The organism is Aeromonas sp. WP2-W18-CRE-05, from assembly GCF_014168615.1.
Classification (GTDB): Bacteria; Pseudomonadota; Gammaproteobacteria; order Enterobacterales; family Aeromonadaceae; genus Aeromonas; species Aeromonas caviae.
Genome location: NZ_AP021917.1, coordinates 1070217 through 1095583 on the forward strand (window position 1 = coordinate 1070217; position 25367 = coordinate 1095583).

The following is a 25367-nucleotide window of genomic DNA, read 5'->3' on the forward strand; positions in this document are numbered from 1 at the left end:
CTTAAAATCCATTATTACGAGAGACGTTGGCGAACCATTCACCACTTTTCTTGACGGTGCGCTGCTGGCTTTCCAAATCAAGGCTGATGAATCCATAACGGTTCTTGTAGGCATTCATCCAGGACCAGTTGTCAATAAAGGTCCACAGGTGATAACCACGGCAATTACTTCCTTCGGCAATGGCGGTATGAATCCATTGGAGGTGGCCGCGAATGAAGTCGATACGATAATCGTCTTTTACCTGACCATCTTCACCAATGAATCTGTGTTCCCCTTCGACACCCATACCATTTTCAGAGATATAGCTTGGGATATTTCCATAGTTGTCGCGCAGGTTGATCAATATGTCATAAATACCGCGCTCATATATTTCCCAGCCGCGATAAGGGTTCATTTTGCGGCCTGGCATCTCGTAATTCTCGAAGAACCAGTCAGGCAGGAAAGGGGAGTCCGGATTGATGGCCGTCATGCGTGCCTTCACTCGCCGCGGCTGGTAGTAGTTGATGCCGAGCAGATCGATCTTGCCGGCGGCCAGCAGTTCGCAGTCGCCGCTTTGCACCACGGGCATCTGATCGTGCTCGCGCAGGATATCGATCAGCTCCTGGGGATAAACCCCCTTCACCGCAGGATCGAGGAAGGCGCGGTTGAAGAACAGGTCGGCAATGAACGAGGCCTTCAAGTCTGCCGGGTTTGAAGAGCGCGGATAGGAGGGGGTCAGGTTCAGGACGATGCCGATCTGGCCGGGCAGGGAGAGTGTGCGATAACGCTTCACCGCCAGACTGTGGGCCAGCATCATGTGATAGGCCACCTGGGCTGCCCGTTTGAAGTCCATCTGGTTCGGGTAATGGAAGTCATACAGATACCCTCCTTCCACTACCACAACGGGCTCATTGAAGGTCATCCAGCAGGCGACGCGATCACCGAACAGTTTGAAGCAGAGCGCTGCGTACTCGGCATAGGCCGCCACGGTTTCGCGGCTCTCCCAGCCCCCCTGCTCCTGCCAGTACATCGGCATGTCGAAGTGGAACAGGCCGATGAAGGGTTTGATCCCCTTGGCCAGCAGCTCATCGATAACCTTGTTGTAGAAGTCGACGGCCTCCTGGTTGACGGTGTGGCCATCCGGCAGCAACCGGGCCCAGGAGATGGATGTGCGGAAGCTGTTGTGGCCAATCTGTTCCATCAATGCGATGTCTTCACGATAACGATCGTAGAAGGTGGAGGTGTTGGCCGGGCCAACCTGACCATGGAAACGGTGTGGCTCCGTCTCGAACCAGTGATCCCAGATGGTCGGTGCCTTGCCGCCCACATTGGCAGCCCCTTCCGATTGTGCGGCCGACGAGGCGCTACCCCACCAGAAGCCTTCGGGGAATGTATATTGCATTGCAGTTTCCTCTTGATAACCGGCGTGCAGGCGGCGTGGCGCCCGCACGCCTGGCGCTTACGCCTGACTCTGAATCGGTGTGATTGTGTCTGCTTTTTCTGATCTGGCGGCTTCTTCCGCTTCAGCCGTCTCGGCTTCCTGCTTGAGCAGGGTGCGTTCGTAAGCCCGCACGAAGGGGTAATACATCAGGGCGGAGATCCCCATGCAGATGAAGCACATGATGACCGGACTGAAGGCCCAGTTGGTCGCCCAGGAGGCGCCGATGGGGGCCGGTGTGGTCCATGCGGTCAGCATCACGACCTTCTCAACCAGACCCAGATCCACCGCGAACCAGGCCAGGATGGCGTTGATCACCGGCACCAGGATGAACGGCAGGAAGAAGACCGGGTTCATGATGATGGGAGCACCAAACAGGATCGGCTCGTTGATGTTGAAGAACCCGGGGACCACGCCCATTCGCCCTATGGTGCGCAGGTGCACGGCACGGCTGCGCATCAGCAGGAATGCCAGTGGCAAGGTGGAGCCCACGCCGCCGATAAAGAGGAAATGATCCCAGAAACCGGGCAGGAAGGTGTGGGGAATAGCTTGGCCGGCGGCCAATGCGGCCTGGTTGCTGGCCAGGTTTGCCATCCAGAAGGGGTTCATGATGCCGGTGACGATCATGGTGCCGTGGATGCCGGCAAACCAGAGGATCTGGCACAACAGCACCGCCAGCAAGACGGCAGGCAGGCTGTCGGAAGCCGCCACCAGCGGTTTGAGCATGGACATGATCGCCTCGGGCAGGATCATGCCAGTGGATTCCTGCAGCAGCATGTTGAAGGGGTGCAGGGTCAGGATAATCGCCAGGACCGGGATCAGCACCTCGAAGGAGCGCGCCACTCCCATCGGCACCTGCTCGGGCAGACGGATGGTGATGTTGTTGCGCTTGAGCCAGGCATAGACCTCGGTCGAATAGATGGCGCAAATGAGAGCGGTAAAGATGCCCTGACCGGAGAAATACTGGGTGGAGATGGTGCCGTCTTTATATTGCGCCGCCACCAGCATGAACGACATCAGCGACAGCAGGCCCGTGGTGATGGGGTCCAGGGAGTATTGTTTGGCCAGGCTGGATGCGACGCCCACCGAAATGAAGACCGTCATCAGCCCCATGCTCATGTTGAAGGGCAACATGAGTTCGGCACGATAGGTGTTGGAAAAATCGAGCCAGGCTCTGGCAAAGCCCCAGGTGGTTTCGCTGGAGATGGGTGGGAAAATGAAGACCAGCATGAAGCTGCCGACGATCATGAACGGCAGTGCGGCAATAAAACCGTCACGGATGGCCAGAACATAGCGTTGCTGGCCCAGTTTTCCTGCCAATGGGCCGATCCGTTGTTCGATCAACTTGACCAGCATCCCATAGAGTGAACTCATAGTGTGTGTCCTTCCTTGTGAGCACGCTTAACCAATCAGGGAGAGGGCGTAGTCCAGCACCTTGTCGCCGCGCTGCATGCCGTAATCCATCATGTCGATAGGTTGTACCTTGATGCCGTGAGCCGCCGCCTTGGCTTGCAACTCCGGTTGCATGTACTTGATCTGCGGTCCCAGCAAGACCACCTGGTAATGGGGCATCTGGTCATCGAACTCCGATGCGCCAAAAGCCTTGATCTCGGCAGCCAGGCCCCGTTTTTCGGCTTCTACCAGCATTTTTTTCACCAGCAGGCTGGTGGACATCCCGGCAGAGCAGCACAACATGATTTTTTTCATGATCATTCCTCAGTTATTAAGCTGGGCTCACTATAGATCGATGCAACAAAGTGGGAAATCGATTTCATAAATCGAGTTTTGTAATTGTGATCGCGATCACTTGATGGATATCTGATATAAGGTCGATAAAATAAAATATCGTTATTTATCAGTTAATTGTAATTGTTTTTATGATGTGGTTTACGCCATGTTTGTTCGACTTGGCATTTTGAAATATCGATTTCAAATCTGTCGTGGTTTTCATGCTGCCCCTCCCCCCTGCATGATGCAGGGGGCGCTTTCTGCATGGTGCCGATCCGGCGCCCATGCCAGCAATCCTGGATAACCGAGCCCATCGCCGTGCTCCTTCACCCCCTGGTGGCAGGGGGTCATGGTGGCGGCTAAGGGGCTCTGTACAGTGTCTTGCTCAGATGGCGGGCTCAGCCTGGGGTTGCCTTGTGGTTCTCGCTGAGGGTCACGAAACCCGATTCAGGAGCCGGGTATCCTGCTGTCCCGCCTTCTTCGCGCGGGGGGCACTGTAGAAGAGGCGGGGAGCCGGTGATGCCCAGATGGCGTCAGCAAATCTGATGGCAAATGAGGGATCAAGTGGATGCGCAAATAAGGTGGCCAAGAGACGGACATGTAAAGGCAGGGTTGCGAAGGTGCGGTCAGATGCAATGAAATGATCGATAAGAGAGGGTTCTGCTGCCGTCAGCCTCTGAATGATGACGGAAAAGGGAAACGGAAAACGTAGAGTGGAGGGCGGCGACAGGTGCGGGAGCTGTCCTGGGAAAGAACGGCAGGAGAGTAAAACAATGCTCCGTCACGGGGACGGAGCATTGGAAGGGTGATCAGCGGGTCAATCCACCTTCATCCAGTACGCTGACCGTCCAGAAGAAGGGGGCATTCCAGTTGACGGTGACCTCGTTCAGCGTCCAGGCACCAATCTCATCTTTCCAGCAGGTCTGGCCGGTACACTTGCCCTTGAGGGTGGAGGCAACGGGATCGCTGAAGTTGATGGAGTTCGGCCCGCCCGAGAGTACACCTGGCGGAACCAGGGGAGACGCGGGGTCGATGGGGTGAGCCCAGAACCTGTGGTGCGGATTCTTCAGCGGACGGCTGCCGTAGCCCGACACATAGGACTGGTCGAGGGGGTTGCGGCCGAGCACATAGTCCATGGCATCGGACATGGCCTGCAGGTATTTGCGCTCTCCCGTGAAGTCATGGGCCAACCCGAGGAAGATGCTGCGGTTCATCAGGTTGGAGTTGGAGCCCCAGGGGTATTCGGTAGCCTGATAGGGGATAAGGTAACCCTCCGTCGCCACGCTCTTCTGGTAGCCGTCAGCTGCGGCGATGATAGCGGCGCGCGCCTTCTCCACTTCCTGTTTGCCCAGTTTGTTGGGCACCATGGCCAGCGTGATGGTCCCTGCGCTGCTGAGATCCTGCCAGTAGAGATCACCGCTTGCGCTGCGATCCCCCTTGGGGGCGGCCAGATAGAGAGGGGACTGCTGGACGGCCTGCTTGTACTCGGCTTTGCCGGTGGTGGCAAACAGCTCGGCGGCAGCCCAGTAGAATTCGTCCTTCAGGTTGGTGTCATCATAGGGACCGGATCCCACAAAGTTGTCATAGGCATAGACGTCCGGATGGCGGTTGGCCGCCTTCCAGGCTCGTTCTGCTGCCTGCAGGCTGCGCTGTGCGAAGGCCGGATCCAGATCTTTCCATACGCGAGCAGACTGGGCGGCGGTGGCCGCCAGGTTCAGAGTCGCAGCCGTGCTGGGGTGGCTCAGGAAACGGGGTTGTGGATCCTTGTGGGGCGGGAGCGGCATCCCGGTCCAGGCTTCGTCGGCGACCTTGTGGAATACCATGCCGGAGGCATCGATCTCGGTCAGTTTCAGGCTGTCGAGCTGCTTGGACTGATCGCCTACCGGCACCCAGGCCTTCTTGCCTTCGGGCACCTGCATGGCGAGGAAGAACTCCATCATCCAGCGGGACTCGTCCAGCAGATCGTTGTAGCCGTTGTGCTGTTCCGGGATCTTGACCTTGCCGTCGGCAAAGGCGCTCTTGTCACCCTCTTTCGCCAGCTGCTCCCGTTCATAAAGGTTCATCAAGGTCCATACCGAGATCCCCCCGTTGACCACGTACTTGCCCTGATCGCCGGCGTCGTACCAGCCGCCGGTCACATCCAGCGTGAAGTCACAGCCAGGCCACTGGTTGCCCTTGGCGTCCTGCTTGTTGAAGCAGGTTACGTTCTCGGGCTTGTGTCCTGCCGGGCGAGCAAGGTCGGGGCGCTGGACATATTTGGCTTCGATGTCGATGCCGCTACGCTGTTGATAGAAGAAGGAGAGGGCATCGAATTTCATGGTGTGATAGATGTCATCGCCGATGCTGAACGGATGACTCTTCTGGCCGGCGACCTCCAGTACCAGGCCGGAGCCCGGGGTGGTGACCTGACTGAAGTCGGCAATCTGTACGTTCTCGCCGGATGCGGCATTCAGGCCAAAGGGCGTGGTCTTGCCTTCCGCGATGGTCTCACCCTGGGCATTGCGCAGGGTCCAGGGGAGCGCGTCCTTGCTGTCGGTGGCGATGGTCGCCCGTTTCAGAGCCTTGCTCAGATAGCCGACCTGGTTGACGCGCACGCTGCCCAGCTCCGATTTCTTGATCAAGGAGGGGCCCGATAGCGTGGCTTCACTGATACAGACAGTGGTCGGTGTCTGGGTGCCCATCTGAAGTTGGAACTGGGTCTTCTCGTCAGTGGCAGAAGGTGTGAACTGGATATCGAACGGTTTGGGCGTGCTGCCGAGGGCGAGGTCCTGCACCATGTAGTTGGTGTAGGGGGCGCCATCATGCTGGATCAGGGCCTTGACGTTGATGTCGCTCTTGGCCATGGCAGTGAAATGGAGTTTGTAGGTTTGCCCCTGCACCAGGCCGAGATTGGACTGACCCAGGATGACATCCCAGGGATTGGAGCCCGATTCGGTGAAGGTGATACAGCCCATCTGGTTCTCGGCGTTCAGGGTCCCCCCGGCCGTCCACCATCCATCGGTTCCCTGGAAGCCCCCATTGGTCAGCAATTCACCCACAGGTCCGGCAGATGCCGAGGAGGTCGCTGAACCAGATGCTCCTGCACTGGGCAGGGAGCAGCCATGCAAGCCAATGACGCAAGACATGGCAAGCGTCAGGGCACTAAGCCGAGATGTTTTCATTGTTACCCCTTTGATCACAGACGGAAATAATGGCGTCGATTTTCGCACTCACGCAGAAAATGACCGAGTCATCCTGCGGCCCGCATTTCACTGTCAAGATTCACACACAATCCTTGAGTGGAAATCGATTTCACGATTCAGGTAACAGTAAATTTTTTGGCAGATCAAGTTTGCTTTTATGAAATGTGATGGAGACGGCAAATTTTCGTTTATTGATATATTCATGCACTTGAATTGAATTCCATTGAATCCTTTCAACATTCCTCTGACTCCCCAGTCGTTTGGCCATATCGGTGTCGTTCCAGGCAGCTCATGCGGCAAATCAACGTGATTGACTGCATTTAAATTATTGTTTTGATTTTATTTTGTTGATCTTCCTGCCATGAGTCTACCTGTTCTCTCTGTTCCTTCCTGGGTATTCTGCTGATGAGACACGCCCCCGAGTTTGTGAGTTGCATCACTATTTTCTCTTTCAGCGGGATCTTTGTCATGGCATGACAAAGATACTGCTGGAATGACGAAGAGATTTCTGTTTACCATTTAATATTCTTGCAATCGATTTCAAATTCGACTGTTTTTCAAGACGACTCGCCATGAACGATGAGTCCAGGCGATGAACGAGAACATCCGGAGAGTCATAAGGAAAATGCGTAAAACTACAGGTCTCACCAGGTCTATGACCTGCCTATTCGTGGGGTGCGGCATCTGGAGTGCCGGGATGGCGGATGAGTTGTCGACCATGCCCTATTTTTCCACCTGGCCGCAGATCCACAGCGCCATTGCCAGGGACGAGGGGATGGAGCGCCAGATCCAGGCTCTGCTCTCCCGGATGACCCTGGAGGAGAAGGTGGGCCAGATGATCCAGCCCGACTTTCGTGAAGTGACACCTGTGGAGGTGACGCGCTACAAGATTGGCTCCGTCCTCAACGGAGGGGGGGGTTGGCCCGGCAACAACAAACACGCGTCGGCCCAGGACTGGGCACACCAGGCAGACACCTATTGGCAGGCGGCGGAAGCGGGCTTCGAGGGCAGGGGGTATCGCATCCCCTTCATGTGGGCGACCGATGCGGTGCACGGCCACAACAACGTCTTCGCGGCGACCCTCTTCCCGCACAATATCGGCCTGGGGGCGGCGCGGGATCCGGATCTCATCTACCGTATCGGCCAGGTGACGGCGCGGGAAGTGGCCGCCACCGGGCTGGATTGGACCTTCGCCCCGACGGTGGCGGTGCCCAGGGATGATCGCTGGGGCCGGACCTATGAGGGCTATTCCGAAGATCCCGCCATCGTCTATCACTATGCCGGCGAGATGGTGCGTGGCCTGCAAGGTTCCGCGACGGATCTGCGCGGCCAGCGCCATGTCATCTCGAACGTGAAACACTTCGTGGGGGACGGCGGTACCCTGAACGGGGTCGACCGGGGTCAGAACTTCTATTCGGAAGAGGACCTGCGCAACCTGCACGCGGTGGGCTACTTCTCGGGGCTGGATGCCGGTGCCCAGGTGGTCATGGCTTCGTTCAACAGCTGGCACAACGAGCTCAACCGCGACGTGCTGCCAGAAGACGGGGTAGAGTACAACGGCAAGCTGCACGGCAGCCGCTATCTGCTGACCGACGTGCTCAAGGGCAAGATGGGCTTTGATGGCCTTGTCGTCTCTGATTGGAACGGTCACAGCGAGATCGCCGGTTGCACCATGGGGAGCTGCCTGCCTGCGGTGCTGGCCGGGGTCGACATCTTCATGGTCACGGCGCGCAAGGACTGGATGGAGTTTCGCCAGAGCCTGCTCGATGGCGTGGCGAGCCGGCAGATCCCGATAAGCCGGATCGACGATGCCGTGACGCGTATCCTGCGGGTCAAGATGCGGGCCGGGCTGTGGGAGAAACCCATGCCATCGGCCCGTGAGCTGGCGGGCAAGCAGGGTGAACTTGGTGCCGTGACGCACAAGGCGCTGGCCCGGGAGGCGGTACGCAAGTCGCTGGTGCTGCTCAAGAACGAGGGCAGGATCCTGCCCCTGAGCCGGCAGAGCCGGGTGCTGGTGACTGGGAGCGCCGCCAACGATCTGGGCAAGCAGGTGGGGGGCTGGAGCCTGACCTGGCAAGGCAGCGAAAACGGGCGCGGTGATTTTCCCGGTGCCCAGAGCGTGCTGGATGCGGTGACCGCCACCGTCGGTGCGGATCATGTGCAGGTGAGCACGGGATCCGGTGAGTTTGCGGGAGCCAAGCCCGATGTCGCCATCCTGGTCATGGGGGAGGATCCCTATGCCGAGTGGTTCGGCGACATTCCTGACAACAAGACCCTTGCCTATGGGGATCTCAAGAGCAGCTATCACGAGGACCTGTTGACCCTCAAGCGGCTGAAGGCGGCCGGCATCCCCGTGGTGACCGTGCTTTTCTCCGGACGTCCGCTCTACGTCAATGAGGAGCTCAATCTCTCTTCCGCCTTTGTCGCCGCCTGGCTGCCGGGCACCGAGGGGGAGGGGATCACCGATCTGCTGTTCAGGGATGCCAAGGGCAAGGTGGCCCATGACTTCCAGGGACGCCTCTCCTTCTCGTGGCCCTTCAGCAAGTGCGCCACCACCATCAATCGCACGCCCACCCACATCCCGGGCTGGCAGCGTCCAGCCTTCGAGCAGGATCCATCGGGTGAGTACGCACCGCTCTTCCCCTATGGCTACGGGCTCAGCTACGGCAAGCCTTCCCCTGTGGCGGCCCGGGTCAGCAACCTCAATACCCTGACCCTGGATAAACGTACCTTCGGCTGCAACGAGAGCGACCCCGCCAAACTGAGCGCCGCTGACAAGGTGCTCGAGCTGTTCGGGCCAAAAGCGGGTGAAGAACACCGTCTGCGCATGGGGGATGCCAGCAACTGGACGGGGACTGAAGTCTCCGGCAACAGCGTGACCGAGATGACCTTCATCAAGGTTCAGCCCATCGACTACCTGCGTCAGCAGGATGCGCGAGCGGTCACCTTCCTCGGGACGGACAAGCCGGGTATCGACTCCGGGGCCACGATCCAGTTGCAGACCACCCAGGTCAAGGGGGCGGATCGTCGCACCTACCTGAAGGGCGAGAGCGAGCTGCAGGTGACGCTGCGGGTGCAGCAGGCGCCAGCGGGTGACATGACGCTGGGGCTGCAGTGTGGCTGGCCCTGCGGCAAGTCCATCGAGATTGCTCCGGCCTTGCGCCAGTTGCCCCCGCAGAAGTGGGTGACCCTGAGTCTGCCCCTGCGCTGCCTCGAAGAGGGCATGGACTTCGCGAAGGTCAATACCCCCTTCATCCTGGGCACCAGTGGACAGGCACGCATCGACATGGCGACCGTACGCTGGGTACCGGCTTCTCTGCTGGGGGCCTCAGGGGAAGTGGTCAGGCTCGATTGCCAGGGCAGGTTGAGCCGATAAGCCGTCAGCCAGATGCACCAGGATGCCTGTCGGGCTCCTGGTGCCTTGATAACCGGCTCCGCCCCGATGCGGAGGGAGAGGTGGGAGAGAAGGATGTCGATCGTACAGCGGATCAGATTGGGCTTTACGCTGCTGCTGGTCCTGTTGCTATTGCTCGGGGCCATTAGTTACCTGAAGACGACCTCCATTCACGGTCGTTTCCAGCAGGTGACCGAGGAGGCGACGCCTCAGGCCCTGACCGCCAGCCGGCTGCGCGCCGCGTTGCTGATGGCTGACAGGGACAGCCTGGCGCATCTCGCCATCCGGGATACGTCGGCGTTCCCCGAGTCCCGTCAGCGTGTTGCCCATGACAAGGTCCGCTATGAGCAGCACATCAAGGCATTCGCGGCCCTGACACTCGATACCGAGAGTGAGCGGCAACTCGCCCGGGTCACCGACCAGGCCCCCCGGCTGTTTACCCTCTCTGAGCAGTTGATGAGCCTGCACGAAGAGTCGGTCGAGCTGGAACGGTTGCTCGCACGGATGCGGAGCGAGCTGCTGCACCTGGACGACAACTACCGTTCGGCGGCAGACCTGCTGGTGCGTTACACGGCGGGTCGGCGCTCTTTGCAGAACAAGGCGGAGCTCATCACCAGCGGTATTGCACGGGATCTCAAGCTGATCCTGCGTGCCGACGGCAACACGGATCTGGTGGCGCTACAGGGGGTGCTGGCCAAAGACATCGACATTGCGAACCAGCGTCTGGAGCGGATTGTTGTCCCCGATGACGTCAAGGCCAGGTTCACCCGCCATGTGGCGCGCATTCCCCAACTGGTATTTGGCGACAAGGGGCTGATTGCCACCCTGGTGCGCCGTCAGCAAATCAGCCAGCAACTCCATGGCTTGCGTGAACAGCAGGAGGCGCAGAGCCAGCAACTGGGGGAGGTCCTGGACAGGCTTATCGCCATCAGCAACCAGAGCATGCAGGAGGACAGGCTGAGTGCCGACGTCGCGGTTGACAGCGCCCGCACCTGGATCGTGATGGTGGCCCTGTGTTCCGTGCTCATCGCCCTCATTGTTGCCTGGAGTTCAGCCCGCAGCATCCAGGTGCCGCTGGTGCGGATCAATCGGGTTCTCGGTCTGATGGCACAAGGGGACATGACGCTGCGGGTTCGCTACCCCGCCAGGAACGAGCTTGGTGAGGTTGCGAACTCCATCGACCAGCTGGCCCACCATACCAAGACGCTCCTGATGGAGGTCCAGACCGGCTCTGAGTACCTGGTGAGCGAGACGCGCAAGACCGCGGAGATCGGCGAGCAGGTGATGTCGCAGGTGCAGGCGCAGAAGGCCCAGACCGATCAGGTGGCGGCCGCCATCTTCGAGCTGGAGACCAGTGCGACCGAAGTGGCGCGCTCGAGCGATCATGTTCGTCGGGAGGTGGGGGAGGCCAATGACGAGAGCCGGCGCGGACGTCATCTGATGCAGGCCAATCGGGATGGCATCGAGCAACTGGCGACCGACATCGCCGGGGCCATGGCGATCACCCGCAAGCTCGAAGGCTACAGCAGCAACATTGGCAACATTCTCGAGGTGATCCGTGGCATGGCTGAACAGACCAACCTGCTGGCCCTCAATGCGGCCATCGAAGCGGCCCGTGCCGGGGAGGCCGGGCGGGGCTTTGCCGTGGTGGCCGAGGAGGTGCGGGCGCTGGCTACCCGTTCACAAGGGGCGACCCAGGAGATCCAGGTGATGATCGACAACCTGCAGGGATGCGCCCGCGATGTGGCGAGCGTGATGGCCCAGAGCCATGAGCAGACCCAGCAGAGTGTGCAGCAGACCCGGGATGTCGAAAGTGCCCTGGCGGGGATCGCCTCGCGCATGGAGGCCATCAAGGAGATTGCGGATCACATGGCTTATGCCGCAGCGGAGCAGATTTCGGTGAGTCAGGGAGTGGCCCAGCACGTGGCGGCCATCGCAGACGTGGCTCACGAGACCGAGCTGGCGTCCCGGGTATCGGCGAGCAGTGGTGAGGTGTTGTCGGGGCTGGCCAGCCAGCAGCAGAGTCTGGTGGCCCGTTTCAAGGTGTAGGAGAGAGGCGATGTGGAAATCTGTGAGTGCCCTGCTGGTCTGGGGGCTGAGTACGGCGGCGGTATCCCAGGAGCTGGTGCTGGAAACCTGGCGCGTGGATGACGAGGCGCTCTGGAAGGAGCAGTTTCTGCCCCGTTTTCAGGCGATCCATCCCGAGATCACCCTTAAGCTGCATTCGCAGCGCTCGGCGGATTACGATCGGGAGCTTGCCGAGCGGCTGGCGGCGGGGAAGGCAGGGGATCTCATCACTTGCCGTCCTTATGATCAGTCCCTGCGGCTGTTCCAGCAGGGGCATCTGCTGGATCTGACGGACCTGCCTGGGATGGAGAGCTTCCCGAGCTTTGCCAAGGCCGCCTGGCAGACCGACTCCGGGGCCCAGACCTTCTGCCTGCCCATTGCCTCCGTGATCCAGGGTTTCTACTTCAATGTCGATATCTTCAACGCCCTTGGGCTGACACCGCCGCGAACCCGTGCCGACTTCTTCGCCGTGCTGGAGAAGGTGAAGCAGGATGGCCGCTATCTGCCGCTGGCGCTGGCGGCTCACGACAGCTGGGTGGTCTCCGAGCTTGGTTATCAGAATATCGGTCCCAATTACTGGCATGGGGAAGATGGCCGCCTGGCGCTGATCAACGGTCAGGCGCGAGTGACCGATGCCCCTTATGTGGCGGCGTTTCGTGAGCTGGCGAGCTGGCGGCCCTATATAGGGGATCATCCAGCCGATGCCACCGAAGCACAGGCGGTGGATGACTTTGCCGCGGGCAAGGCCGCCATGATAGTGGCGGGCTCCTGGTCGCTTGCCCAGTTCACCGGCAAGGTCAATTTTGGTGCCTTCCCGCCCCCTGTCGCGCGGGAGGGGGACACCTGCTATTTCACCGATCACACCGACATGGGGATCGGCATCAATGCCGCCAGCCCGAACAAGGAGGCCGCCCTGAAACTGGTGGAGTGGATGGCTAGCGCCGACTTTGCCGAGCGTTTCTCCAATTCGGTGCCCGGCTTTTTCTCCCTCTCCAATCACTTCTTCGAGCTCAAGGATCCGGTGGCGAGCACCATGATGGGCTGGCGGGATACCTGCGATTCCACCTTGCGTCTGGGGGCGCAGTTCCTCACCCGGGGTGAGCCATCGCTTACCACAGAGCTTGCGGAGGTGTCGCAATCCGTGGTGCTCGGCACCATGACGCCGGAAGCGGCCGCCGCGCGCATCCAGCAGGGGTTGGCAAGCTGGTATCCCCCCCAGAAGGCGGCCACGAGAAGAGCCAGTCTGTGTGAAGCGGACGAGCCTCTCCCCACGCTGGCAACCAGCGCGCCCACCGGGACGGAATCCCCCTTCGCAGCGCCTTGACAGTGGCCACGCTCCCGCAGGGATCTGCACACTCCCCAAGGCGCCTTCAGGCGCCTTGTTTCATTCAGGTCGACCGGGTTCATCGGGTTGTGATTGCCAGGCTTTGGCTGGTGTCATGGGGCCAGGCCGGATTGAGGGCCCGCAGAAGAGGGACGCCAGGTTGTGTGTGGTGTCTGTGCTATGTCAGAGAGTCAAGGTGGAGGACACAGCAGGGGCAAGTCATTCGCTGGGCTGGCGGCTGACAAAAGAAAACGGCCCGAAGGCCGCTTTGCGCTGATGCTGTGCTGGGATCTGATGCTGCGCAGGGAACCGCCCCGGTCTGTGTTCACCCCTTGTACGGCAGTGTGGTATCACGCACCACAATGCTCAACTCGGGCAGTTCGTCCGAGTTCAGCTCCGTGTTCTCGATCAAACCCAACAGAGTCTTGACCATCTTGACCCCCATCTCGTAGATGGGCTGGCGTACCGTGGTCAATGGCGGGTTGGAATAAGTAGAGAAGGGTAGGTCGTCAAAACCGATGAGAGAGACATCCTCAGGCACCCGCAAGCCGCACTGCTTGAGCCCCAGAATGGCCCCGTAACAGGTCTGATCGTTGGCGCAGAAGATGGCGGAGAATTTCCGGCCGCTCTCCACCAGCTTCTTGACGGCATTGAGCCCGCCGACCTCGGCGAAATCCCCCTGGATGACCAGGGAGGGGTCATATTCGATACCTGCGCTCACCAGGGCCTGGCGATAGCCATGATGACGCTCGATGGCATCGTTATGATCCGGTAAACCGACGATATGGGCGATGTCACGATGACCCAGATCCAATAAATAGCGAGTCGCCATGTAGCCACCCAGCCGGTTATTGATGCTGAAGGAGTGTACCCGCTCGGTCATGATATTGTGACCTGTGGCCACAATCGGTATTTGCTGGGAAAACTCGAGCAGTGTTTGCTGATTGACGTGGCCGGTCAAAATAATAAGGCCATCAACCCGTCGGGCCACCAGCAGACGCAACCGCTCAACTTCTTCTTCCGCATTCCAGTGACCGCTGACAATCAGCGGCACATACTCCATGCCCTGAAGAGTGTGTTCAACACCCCGCAACATTTCGTTGGAAAATGGACTCTCCACATGTTGGGTCAAAACACCCAGGGTCATGGACTGACCCGTTTTCAAATATTGCGCCATCAGGTTGGGACGAAAATTCAATTCCTGAATGGCATCTTCCACCGCCTGACGTTTATCTGCGGCCACTTTGGCCGAGCCGTTCAATATCCGGGATACAGTGCTTGCCGAGACACCGGCTCGGCGGGCGATATCATAGACAGTGGCTTTTTTCTCCTGAGCTGACTTCGACATCCCCCCTCCGTACTCGACTGTGAAAACCCCTGGTCATGGCCAGTGTTATATGAATATCTTCTTAATAAATCAGCAAGTTAGGATACCCGTTTCCCCTGGTGGTGACAAGCGATGATGCGCCTTGCCAGGGGAGGGAATGCTACTGCTGGGCGGCAAAAAAGACCTCTTTTGCCTTGGTAAAACCGGCTTGCTCGGCGGCTTTGACCCAGGCGAGCGCCTGCTCATAGTTTTTGCTCTGAACGGCAGTGCGAATATGCTGATAATAATCCAGTTCACCCAACGATTTATCGGGTGAGACCATCACGGGCGATATGGTTTTTGCGATCTGCGTCGCATTTGCAGCAGGCTCTGCGTCCAGCGTCAAATATAGGCGTCCGGTAGCAGAGTGAGGCACTTCCACATTGATGAGGCGGGCGACATCCGTGGTGCGATCATATTGCATGGCGCGCTGGAGATCGTCCGGGTTGAGCCGGGTACTGCCCTGCATGTCCTTCGCCGTGGAATAGATCACCATATAGGCGGCCCGAGCGCTGCCGATGGGGGCTGGAATGGTGAATTCCCCCTGAATGTTCTGCCCTGAAATTAACGAACGACCGTCATAACTGAATGTGGAACCGGGAATGGTTTGAACGGCGTTGTATTGCTCGTCCAGCAACAGGATGCTAGGCAGGAAGACGGTATAGTCGACCGGAATGGTTATTTTGACGCGAGTCGCCTGGCTGACTTCGGGCAGCGAGAAGGCCATTACATAGCTTTTGCCTGAATCAAATGCATAGACCTGGCTGTCGGTGCTCACATCGACCCAGCGGCTCTCCTGCCCGAGGGACTGGAAGCGAAGTTCCTTGAACGACTCGACCGCCACCTTGTTCGACAATTGTTCCCGACCTTGTTCAACCTGTTGCTGCAGGGCGGAGACTGCCGATCCTGGCGAATGCTCCGGGCCCATGCCGGCGCATCCGGCCATCAGCAGACTGACCAGGAAAGGCAGACACTGCTTCGTTCCCTTCATCGTGTTTCCTCGTATGCAATGCGGGTCCCCCAAGGGACCCGAGATTATAGTGCAGATAAGTATCGCGACCTAACCTACCACCACATGTCCGCCTGTACACCGACCAGGAAATCTTCCCGGTCTTCCTGCCAGGGGGTCTCGTTGTTGTGATCGACATAGGTCGTCAGAATGCGGATCTCCGGTGAGGGCCCCATGCCGGTATTGACGGTGAAGGTCGGCACTATGCTGACCTTGTGAGAGGTGCCACCCCGTTCGACGTTGTCGATGATCAGGTTGTTTTTCACATATCCGACTTCCGTCTGGATGGAGAAGAACTCATTGATCGGGAATACCGGGCGCAGAGATGCGGCATACCAGGAATCATGGCCACCCAGCTCGTAGTCGTTGTACTGGTAGGAGAGGGTCGGCAGCAGATGAATATTGGCGCCATACCAGCCACCCCAGAGGAAGAGGCGGTAGGATTGATCGCCTTCCATCACCTTGGACTGGTAGGGTTTATAGCCATCCGCCTTGTCCTGCAGTGTCTTCTGATACAGGGAGCCCTTGCGATACATGGCGGTATTGGTCAGGTTGGCACCCAGCAAGTCCCCTGAACCCAGCCCACGTCCTGCCTGGGCGATGAACTTGGAGAAGCCCCCCGGCATGAAGAAGAAGTCGTCGCGGGAATAGATGACGGTTCCTTCTGCCCCCTTGGTCGCATATTGCTTGTTGTCGCCGGTGAACTCGTTGCTGGGCATCTGCTTGAGTGCGATCTCCATGTCCCAGGCACCGTAGAGGGCGCTGGTGTGGAGGGTGTGCATGGTGGCTTCAGTGCCATTGGCGCGGTCGGAGTGGCTGGTGTCGTTGCTGTTGATATAGGCAAAATCCCACTTGCCACCCGCCATCTCCATGGCTTTGATGCCGACGCCGGTTCCCGAGTAGTCCGTGTAGAAATAGTCGGTGGTCCAGATGTAGTTCTCGCGGTCGTAATAGCGCAGGCCACCCCACATGGTCCCGGTCGGGGTGATGCCACCCAGCTCCACATAGGTTTCTGATACACCGCTTTCGCGAGGCGCGGCACGGGTTTGCAGGCCATCGGCATCGGACTCCACCTTGAAGTGGATGTTGACCGACTTGTTGCTGCCCAGATCCCACAACTTGTTCAGGCCCGCTTCCCAGCTGTTGTCCAGCTCGGAGCCCAGGCGCCCCATGGTCTTGTCCATCTCATATTCGTACCCCGCCTTGGCGAAGTTGTCCTTGGCGTCAAACATCGAGCCGGCACGAATATAACCGTGGAAGCCAAAACTCTCGGCGGCATTCGATACTGCGGGCACTGCCAGCCCGCAACATGCCCCGACAAACAAGGCGAGTGACTTCAATTTCATCTTATTGCTCCAATCCGTAGAAAATTATTTTCAATCGATTTCTCGAAGATTCAATGCCTTGTCACTTGATCTGCTGGCAGGGCTGATTGCTGTCAAAGTCTGCCGGGATGGCTGTTTTCAGGGCCACGTTGGTGAAGGCGAAGCGCAGACCGGCCATGGAGTCCCAGGCCCCGCTCAGGTAGAGCGCCTTTTGCACCGAGCCTGTGTTGGCCGCCGGAATGAGAGAGGCGACCGGCAGGATGCAGCGGTACCAGGTGTCGTCATCGGGCACGATGTTGCTGTCCATGGTGAAGAAGGTGCCAAAGTCCGGGCCTGCGGTACCGTCCATGCGGATCTGGATGTTGGGGGAGTCACCGTAGCTGGAGACTTTCAGGTCGAGCAGCATGGCGCCGTCCTGATAGGCGGAGAGATCCCCATTGGTGCTGTCGGTCCCGAGGAAGGCGGCGCCATTGCCTGGCAGGTCCATGGTGATGACCTGGTTTTCATCGGTCAGGGTGCCGCCGAAGCTGGCTGCCGGGTAATCGGCGCTGCGGTCCAAGGCCTGGCTCTTGTCACCGGAGTAGTAGAGTGCGGCATCGGTGGCCACCAGCGCGGGGGCATTGTTGACGCCGGAGCCTGTGTCCGGATTGGTACCTGGATCGGTACCGGGATCGGTTCCCGGGTCGGTGCCTGGGTCTGTGCCCGGGTCGGTAGCGCCGCCAGGCGCTTCACAGGTGACCGGGTCGACAACGGGCTTGGCCGAGGTGGTGAGCAGGTACTTGATGTTGGTGATTTCGTAGTTGAAGGCTTCCTTGGTGGCCAGGTGGAACGGTGTGCCCACAGTGGCGAGGTTGATGGCCGTGGCACCGGGGAAGGGCTTCATGCAGTTGATGGGCAGCGTGAGCGTTTCCCAGTCGCCGGAACCGGTCAGGGCGCTGGCAATGGGCAGGCTGCTGCGGTTGGGATACTCGTTGTCGATGGAGGCATTGAGCACTTCCGGCACCTTGCTCTTGGTCCGCAGCTGGAACTCGATGAAACCGGAGGCGTATTTGCTCAGGTTCAGAGGGGTGGCGGATTTGAGCATGAAGGTGCCATCTCCGTCACCGGCTACCTGCACATCGGCGGTGTCATCGGTACCGGCATTGTTGATGAGCACGGCGCTGATGCTGGTCATGGCGACGGGAGAAGCGGTGACCGGTTGCAAGCTCCAGTTGTCCTTCTCTGACTGGATGCTGGGGGTTGTACCCCCATTGGCACCGACCCCGAACAGGATCAGGGTGCTGTCGCCAGGGGGCGTGGTGCCACCGTTGTCGCCACCGTTATTACCACCGGTGTTGCCACTATTCGAGTCGATATTATCGGCCCCACCACACCCGCCAAGCAGGGCAGCGGCGATCAACGACGCCAAAAGTCCTTTTTTTGATGCATTCATACTGACCACTCCAATCAATGGGAAAAATATCCACCGCGATGAACCGTCAAGACTCAAACAGACGCTATGCAATCGATGCCAAGACAAATCATGCTGGCTTCATTTTCTTGAAATCGATTTCCAATGCAATGCTTATCCCCTGTGATGATCAAAGTTTGTGTTTCAAATCACAGAAAACGTGTCCTGACGACCAGCTGATGGGATGTGCAAGAAAGAGTTATCTTTAAATGAAAAGAGTTTATGATGTTGTTTTTAATGATTTATTTTATTTTTCTCTTGAGACTGACGATCAGAGGGAAAGTTTCGGAGTAGATCTGCAATGTATCTGAGGTGATTGCGATGTGTCGATTTCTGAGTAACACTTAAATTGACTTCGATTTCATGGTGTATTGCATGAGAACCAGGGTGTCATCAACCTTGCGGGGGCCTCTCCAGCGGTTCAGGCACCAGGAGTGTCCAGCCTTGACTGGTGATGGCAGACAGCATGCAGTCGATGAGGCCAAGGGAGTCGGCCGTCAGAGCGATGTTGAGGCCGGGTTCCTGCAGGGTCGGCACCGACCCTGGATGATGCAAGCCCCCTGTGCCAGATAGCAGATCGCCATCTTGGAGAAGACCAAGGATGCACCGGCGACGGAGGGCTGGTCACAAACCCTGGAGAGGTAACCCGCGATAAGGCCACCCCCGCAGCATCGGCCATGAACCACAGGTCCGGCACCATGGCGCGCTCATCCTCTTCGAAGGAACGCAGAATGGTGCCAGGCATGCATTGCATGATCATCGCCTCCCCAGGGCCAGCAAACCCGCACAGCGGTCAGCATGATCGGTGCTGTGCTCGCTGTGCCCGCCAGGCCTGAATGCGCGCCTGGGTGCCGATGACGAAGACAAAAAAGACCGGCACGAAGAAGATGGCCAGCAGGGTGCCGCTGATCATGCCGCCGAACACGCCGGTGCCGATGGCATGCTGGGTCTCCGCGCTGGCACCACTGGCAAGCATCAGCGGCACCACGCCGAGGGTGAAGGCGAGCGACGTCATCAGGATGGGGCGCAGGCGCAGGCGGGCGGCGGTCACCGCAGCGTCAAGCAGCGAGCGCCCTTCGCCGTGCAACTGGCGGGCAAACTCCACGATGAGGATGGCGTTCTTGGCCGACAGACCGATGATGGTGATCATGCCCACCTTGAAGAAGACGTCGTTGGGCATGCCGCGCAGCATCACCGCCGCCACGGCGCCGAGCAGGCCCAGGGGGACCACCAGCATCACGGAGAGCGGAATGGACCAGCTCTCGTAGAGCGCGGCCAGCACCAGGAAGACCACCAGCGCCGACAGCAGCATCAGCAGGGGGGCCTCGGCCGCCGACTGGCGCTCCTGCAGCGACTGTCCCGTCCAGGCCAGGGCGAAGCCTGGCGGCAATTGCGCCACCAGGCGATCCATTTCCGCCATCGCGGCGCCACTGGACACCCCGGGGGCGGCACTCCCGGAGAGACGCACGGCGGGGAAGCCCTCGAAGCGCATCATCTGTTGCGGCGACTGGCGCCAGGTCGGCGTCACCACCTCCCGCAGGGGCACCATGCCGCCGCTGGCATTGCGCACCCGCAGGCCGAGTACGTCATCGAGCTGCATGCGCGCCGATGCGTCGGCCTGCAGGATGACCTGCTGCATGTGCCCGCCGTTGGGAAAGTCGTTGATGTAGAGCGACCCCATCGCCGCCGACAGGGTGCTGCTCACGCTGGTGAACGAGAGTCCCATGGCCTCGGCCTTCTGCCGGTTGATCTCGAGGTGAATGCTCTGGCCGGGGGGCAGGCTGTCGGGATAGACATCGCTCACCACTTCGCTTTGGGCCGCCAGTGCCAGCAGTTGCGCCTGGGCGGCCAGCAGCGCGGCTTCCCCCTGGTTGGCCCTGTCTTGCAGGAAGAGCGTGAAACCCGAAGAGGTGCCCAGTTCGTCGATGGCGGGCGGCAGCAGACTCATCACTGTGCCTTCCTTGCTGTTGGCCATGGCGGCCTGTGCCAGCTCTGCCTCTTCGGCGGCCGTGGCGCCATGACGCTGGTCCCAGTCTTTGAGCATGGTGAAGGCCATGGCCGCATTGGGGCCGGCGCCGGAGAAGCTGAAGCCTTGCACCACCAGATTGGTGTCGAGCGCCTCGCGAGAGGCCACATGGGCCTCGAACTCCTTGATGACGGCCAGGGTGCGCTCGCTGGTGGCGCCGGTCGGCAACTGGATGGAAGTCATGAAGTAGCCCTGATCCTCGTCCGGCAGGAAAGAGGAGGGCAGCTGGGTGGCCGCAATGGCCAGCACGGCGCAGAGGGCGGCGAAGGTAGCCATCACGCGTCCGCTGCGCCCGACCAGCCGGGTGACCCGAACGCCGTAGCCTGTGGTGAGCCGCTCGACGCCCCGGTTGAAGGCGCCGAAGAAACCGCGCTTCTCATGGTGACTCGGGCTGACCGGACGCAGCAGGGTGGCGCAGAGCGCCGGCGTCAGGGTCAGGGCGAGGAAGGCGGAAATCAGGATCGAGACCGCCATCGACAGGGTGAACTGCTGGTAGATGACCCCCACGGAGCCGCTGCCGAACGCCATGGGGATGAACACCGCCGTGAGCACCAGAGTGATGCCGATCACCGCCCCGCTGATCTCCTTCATGGCCCGCGATGTCGCCTCTCGGGGCGATAGCCCCTGGGTGGCCATCAGGCGCTCGACGTTCTCCACCACCACGATGGCGTCGTCGACGATGATGCCGATGGCCAGCACCATGCCGAACATGGTCAGGGAGTTGATGGAAAAGCCGGCCAGCAGCATCACCGCGAAGGTGCCAAGCAGGGCGATGGGGGCGACGATGGCCGGGATCAGGGTGTAGCGCAGGTTCTGCAGGAAGAGGAACATCACCAGGAACACCAGCACCATGGCTTCCAGCAGGGTGTGGATCACCTTGTCGATGGAGACCTTGACGAAGGGGGCCGAGTCGAACGGGATCGAATAGGCCATGCCCGCCGGCAGAGTGGGGGCGAGCTGAGCGAGACGGGTGCGCACCGCATCGGCGGTGCGCACGGCGTTGGCGCCGGGGGAGAGCTGGATGGCGGCGCTGGTGGCAGCCACCCCGTTCTCGCGGTTGGAAAAGGCGTAGGATTGCGCCCCCAGCTCGACCCGGGCCACGTCACCCAGCACCAGCTTGGCGCCATCACTTCCGGCCCGCAGCACGATGGCGGCGAACGCCTCGGGAGTGGTCAGTTGCCCCTCTACCGTGAGGGGAACCGTCAGTCGCTGGCCAGGCAGGGCGGGTTCGTCGCCGAGGCGCCCCGGTGCAATCTGCACGTTCTGCTGCTCGATGGCCTGCGCCACCTCGCTGATGGTCAACCCGTAGGCGGCGAGCTTGCCCGGATTCACCCAGATGCGCATGGCCTGCTCGGCGCCAAACAGTTGCACTCGCCCCACGCCGTCGATGCGGCGCAGCTCCTGCACGATATTGCGGGCCATGTAGTCGTTCAGCGCGACCTCATCGAAGCGGCCATCCGGTGAAGTCATGCCGACCATCATCAGAAAGCCGGACGAGGCGGACTCCACCTGCAGGCCGGTTTGCCGCACCGCCTGTGGCAAGCGAGGCTCGACCGCCTTGATGCGGTTTTGCACGTCCATCTGGGCCAGCTCCGGATCGGTGCCCGGCTTGAAGGTGGCGGTGATCTGCGCGCTGCCGGAGGCATCTACCGACGACTCGAAGTAGAGCAGGTTCTTCACCCCAGACAGCTCGCGCTCGATAAGGCTCACCACCGCATCGTTCAGGGTCTGCGGCGTGGCGCCCGGATAGGTGGCATAGAGGGTCACCGAAACCGGCGCCACCGAGGGATAGCGGGAGATGGGCAGCTTGGGGATGGCGATGACCCCCGCCAGCACGATGAAGAGGGCGATCACCCAGGCAAACACCGGGCGATGAATGAAAAACTGCGGCATGAAATGTCTCCGATTCAACGGTTACCGGCGTCAGCCTGCTGGCTGACTGCGGGGGATTGCCAGGGATGGGCAATGACTTGCGTCCCCGGGGTCAGGCGGTCGATCCCCTCGATCACCACCCGCTGTCCGGCGTTGAGCCCGGACGTGATGCGGTACTGGCTATTCACCAGTTCAGCGGTGTTGACCGGAACCAGTTGTGCCTGCCCCTGGCCATCCACCACCCACACGCTGGTCTGGCCCGATGTGCGCACCACCGCCTGCTGAGGCACGCTCAGGGCGTTGGCATAGCGGGCACGGGGAATGCGCGCCTGTACGTAGAGGCCGGGCAAGAGCCGCCGCTCCGGGTTGTCCACCAGTACCCGCAGCAGTACGTCACCGGTCCCGGCATCCACCTCGATGCCGGAGAAGAGGATGTGCCCCTGCATGCCGAGCGGCTTGCCGTCGCTGCCGAGGATGTCCACCGCCAGTTCCGGTGTCGTCGAGCCAGCTTGCTGGCGCAGGGTGTCCAGCACAGAGGCCGGTTGACGCACATCGACGTAGACCTGATCGATCTGCTGGATCCTGGCCATGGGAGTGGCGTCGGTGGGGGACACTAGGGCCCCTTCACTCACCAGCGCCTGATCGATGCGCCCGGCGATGGGGGCTTCCACGCTGGCAAATTGCAGGTTCAGCTGGTGCCGGGCCAGGGTCGCCCTGGCCTGAGCCACGTCGGCGGCCGCCTGATCACGCTGGGAGACAGCATCGTCATAGGTCTGGCGGCTGATGGCCTCGGTGCGCAGCAGCGGCACCAGACGGTCAATCTGGATACGGGCGCGGGCCAGCACGGCCTCCGCGCGCTGCAATGCTGCGGCGGCGCTGTCGACATCTGCCTTGAAGGGGGCCGGATTTATCTGGAACAGCACGGTGCCTGCGCCGATTTCGTCGCCCTGCTCGAACAGGCGGCGCTGCACGATGCCGCTGATCTGGGCGCGAATCTCGGCGCTGCGCACCGCAGCCACCCGGGCGGGCAGCTCCTCGCTGATGACCAGGTCCTGACCTGCCAGCGTCATCACCGACACCTGAGGAAGGGTCGGCGCATCTTGCGCTTGCGTCACCCCATCGCAACCTGCCAATCCGAATGCGGCAATGACGGCGAGCAAAGCGCCCGCATACCGCTGTTTGACAAACATCATATTCACCTCGTTAAACCGCCTCCCGGGCATGGTGTTGCCGCGAGAGCACATCGAGCGGGCATTATGGAGAGGGGCTATTGCGAATGATTCGAGGCTTTGTGGAGAATCCATGGAGGCGGTGATAAAGTTCAAACCCACCATTTTCGAGGCCGACCATGTCGTATCTTCCTGCTTCCGCCAACCCGGCGGCCCAGTCACTGGTACTGATTGCAGAGGATGAAGCCGAGATAGCCGACATCCTCGCCGCTTACCTGCAACGCCACGGATTGCGCACCCTGCATGCCGCCGATGGCCGCGAAGCCCTGGCCATGCACCAGACATGCAAACCCGATCTCCTGTTGCTGGATGTGCAGATGCCGCAGCTCGATGGCTGGCAGGTGCTCAGCGAGATCCGGGCCCGTGGCGACACGCCGGTGATCATGCTGACCGCTCTGGATCAGGACCTCGACAAGCTGATGGGGCTGCGCATGGGGGCGGATGACTATGTGGTCAAACCCTTCAACCCGGCCGAAGTGGTGGCTCGGGTACAGGCGGTGCTCAGACGCAGCCAGGCTGCGAAGCAGACCACGGCCCGGGTGCTGCGGGTCGGCCCCTTCCAGATCGATCTGGAGAGCCACGAGGCCAGCATTTGCCGCGATGAGGGGCAGCAGATGCTGGATCTGACCCTGACCGAGTTCAAGTTGCTCGCCTCCCTGATGCGGGCACCCAAGCGGGTGTTCAGCCGCGCCGAACTGCTGACCCACTGCCTGCCGGAGGGGGATACCCAGGAGCGCACGGTGGACAGCCACATCAGCAAGCTGCGCAAGAAGCTGGAGGCACAGGGCATCCAGGGGGTGCCCGCCAGTGTCTGGGGCGTCGGCTATCGCTTCGGGGGCGATGCGTGAGATCGGCACCCGGCCTGCGCAGGCAGATCATCCGCTCCCTGGGGCTGATGGCACTCGGCATCATCTGCCTCGCGGTGATCGGCACCTATGTGTTCTACGCCATTGCCGTGACCTATGTGCCTGGCAGCATCTCCGAGAGCTGGATGCCATCCAGGGTCGAGATGATCTGGATCGGCTCGACCATTCTTATTGCATTGGGGATGGCGCTGTACGTGGCGGTGCGCCTCTCTCGGCGCATCCTGACCCCGCTCAATTCGGTGGCGAACAGCCTGCGAGAGGTGGCAGAGGGCAAACTCGATGCGCGCGTGCCGCTGGATGAACAGGCGATCGGGGAGACGGCGCAACTGGTGCGGGACTTCAACACCATGGCCGAGCGACTGCAGAGCATGACCCGCGAGCGGGAGTTCTGGAATGCCGCCATCGCCCACGAATTGCGCACCCCGGTGACCATCTTGCGTGGCCGATTGCAGGGGCTGGCCGAAGGGGTATTTCCGCCAGAGCGTGCGCTCTTTGAAGGTTTGTTGCGCCAGGTGGAGGGATTGACCCACCTGATCGAAGACTTGCGGGTATTGAGCCTCAACGACAGCGGCCACCTGGAGTTGCAACGAACAGAGGTCAGGCTGGCTGATGAGCTTGCAGTGGTGCTCGAGGCGTTTGCCACCCCTCTGGCTGCGAGCGGTTTCACCCTCAAACGGGAGCTCGATGCCGAACTCTGTGTCTGTTGCGATGCACTTCGCATCCGTCAGGCCCTGATGGCGCTGCTGGAAAATGCCCAGAAGCACGCGATGCCGGGCATGCTGACCGTGCGCCTGCATCGTTCGGGCACCCAGTGCATCCTGAGCGTGGAAGACGAAGGGCCTGGCATCAGCGAGGAGGTCGCCGCCCATATCTTCGAGGCGTTTCGCCGGGGGGATCCGTCACGCTCACGCAAGAGTGGCGGCAGCGGGCTCGGGCTGGCCGTGGTCAAGGCCATTGCCGAGGCCCACGGCGGCAGTGCTGTTTGCCAACCCGGCGGGCGGGGCGGCACCCTGTTCCTGCTTTCATGGCCCCTCTTGCACCCTGACGGCAGGTCATGACCCCGCGTTGCCGCATCGGCTCGGGATGGGCGCGCCGAGGCGCGTGTGTTGACT

Annotated in this window: 16 protein-coding genes; 5 read left to right on the plus strand and 11 right to left on the minus strand. The window is 60.5% G+C overall.

The features are described from left to right. Position 1: 1 nt before the first annotated feature. The 4 genes from H7R73_RS05345 to H7R73_RS05360 all read right to left on the minus strand — a co-directional run bounded on the left by H7R73_RS05345 (position 2) and on the right by H7R73_RS05360 (position 6183). Positions 2-1381 (minus strand): glycoside hydrolase family 1 protein, encoded by a 1380-nt coding sequence (locus H7R73_RS05345; protein WP_010673337.1) that lies wholly within the window; start codon positions 1379-1381, stop codon positions 2-4. Positions 1382-1438: 57 nt separating this feature from the next. Beyond that, positions 1439-2791 (minus strand): PTS sugar transporter subunit IIC, encoded by a 1353-nt coding sequence (locus H7R73_RS05350; RefSeq protein ID WP_103260679.1) that lies wholly within the window; start codon positions 2789-2791, stop codon positions 1439-1441. Positions 2792-2818: 27 nt separating this feature from the next. Then, a complete protein-coding gene (locus H7R73_RS05355; protein ID WP_010673339.1) occupies positions 2819-3124 on the minus strand; it encodes a PTS sugar transporter subunit IIB in 306 nt (101 codons plus the stop codon). A gap of 830 nt (positions 3125-3954) precedes the next feature. Further along, positions 3955-6183, minus strand: a complete 2229-nt coding sequence (locus H7R73_RS05360; RefSeq protein WP_232092743.1) for a glycoside hydrolase family 9 protein — start codon at positions 6181-6183, stop codon at positions 3955-3957. Positions 6184-7024: 841 nt separating this feature from the next. On the opposite strand from H7R73_RS05360, the gene H7R73_RS05365 reads away from it, so the two are divergent. The 3 genes from H7R73_RS05365 (at position 7025) to H7R73_RS05375 (ending at position 13112) form a co-directional block, all read left to right on the plus strand. After that, the gene (locus H7R73_RS05365) at positions 7025-9703 is read left to right on the plus strand and encodes a glycoside hydrolase family 3 protein (protein ID WP_103260677.1); all 2679 of its coding nucleotides are present in this window, start codon (positions 7025-7027) and stop codon (positions 9701-9703) included. A 93-nt stretch (positions 9704-9796) separates the two neighbouring features. After that, positions 9797-11770 carry a methyl-accepting chemotaxis protein gene (locus H7R73_RS05370; RefSeq protein ID WP_158657353.1) on the plus strand — a complete coding sequence of 658 codons (1974 nt, stop codon included), beginning with the start codon at positions 9797-9799 and terminating at the stop codon, positions 11768-11770. Positions 11771-11780: 10 nt separating this feature from the next. Further along, positions 11781-13112, plus strand: coding sequence for an ABC transporter substrate-binding protein (locus H7R73_RS05375; RefSeq protein WP_182951549.1), 1332 nt, complete (start codon positions 11781-11783; stop codon positions 13110-13112). Positions 13113-13437: 325 nt separating this feature from the next. Here H7R73_RS05375 and H7R73_RS05380 read toward each other — a convergent pair whose 3' ends face one another. The 7 genes from H7R73_RS05380 to H7R73_RS05410 form a co-directional block, all read right to left on the minus strand. Further along, complete coding sequence (locus H7R73_RS05380; RefSeq protein ID WP_041201452.1) at positions 13438-14460, minus strand: LacI family DNA-binding transcriptional regulator; 1023 nt, start codon at positions 14458-14460, stop codon at positions 13438-13440. Between the two features lie 139 nt (positions 14461-14599). Further along, on the minus strand, positions 14600-15469 hold the full coding sequence (locus tag H7R73_RS05385) for a MalM family protein (RefSeq protein ID WP_039041337.1): 870 nt from the start codon (positions 15467-15469) through the stop codon (positions 14600-14602). Between the two features lie 74 nt (positions 15470-15543). Beyond that, positions 15544-16833: a carbohydrate porin gene (locus tag H7R73_RS05390; protein WP_039041336.1), complete on the minus strand. Its 1290-nt coding sequence runs from the start codon at positions 16831-16833 to the stop codon at positions 15544-15546. A 61-nt stretch (positions 16834-16894) separates the two neighbouring features. After that, complete coding sequence (locus tag H7R73_RS05395) at positions 16895-18220, minus strand: putative glycoside hydrolase (RefSeq protein ID WP_158657352.1); 1326 nt, start codon at positions 18218-18220, stop codon at positions 16895-16897. A gap of 435 nt (positions 18221-18655) precedes the next feature. Beyond that, the gene (locus H7R73_RS05400) at positions 18656-18817 is read right to left on the minus strand and encodes a hypothetical protein (protein ID WP_182951550.1); all 162 of its coding nucleotides are present in this window, start codon (positions 18815-18817) and stop codon (positions 18656-18658) included. Between the two features lie 238 nt (positions 18818-19055). After that, on the minus strand, positions 19056-22181 hold the full coding sequence (locus tag H7R73_RS05405) for a multidrug efflux RND transporter permease subunit (RefSeq protein WP_103260673.1): 3126 nt from the start codon (positions 22179-22181) through the stop codon (positions 19056-19058). 14 nt (positions 22182-22195) lie between these two features. Continuing rightward, a complete protein-coding gene (locus tag H7R73_RS05410) occupies positions 22196-23353 on the minus strand; it encodes an efflux RND transporter periplasmic adaptor subunit (protein ID WP_182951551.1) in 1158 nt (385 codons plus the stop codon). Between the two features lie 155 nt (positions 23354-23508). On the opposite strand from H7R73_RS05410, the gene H7R73_RS05415 reads away from it, so the two are divergent. Continuing rightward, positions 23509-24237 carry a response regulator gene (locus tag H7R73_RS05415; protein ID WP_048208200.1) on the plus strand — a complete coding sequence of 243 codons (729 nt, stop codon included), beginning with the start codon at positions 23509-23511 and terminating at the stop codon, positions 24235-24237. Beyond that, on the plus strand, positions 24234-25313 hold the full coding sequence (locus tag H7R73_RS05420; protein WP_103260671.1) for an ATP-binding protein: 1080 nt from the start codon (positions 24234-24236) through the stop codon (positions 25311-25313). The genes H7R73_RS05415 and H7R73_RS05420 overlap by 4 nt, the downstream gene beginning before the upstream one ends. Positions 25314-25367 lie beyond the last annotated feature (54 nt).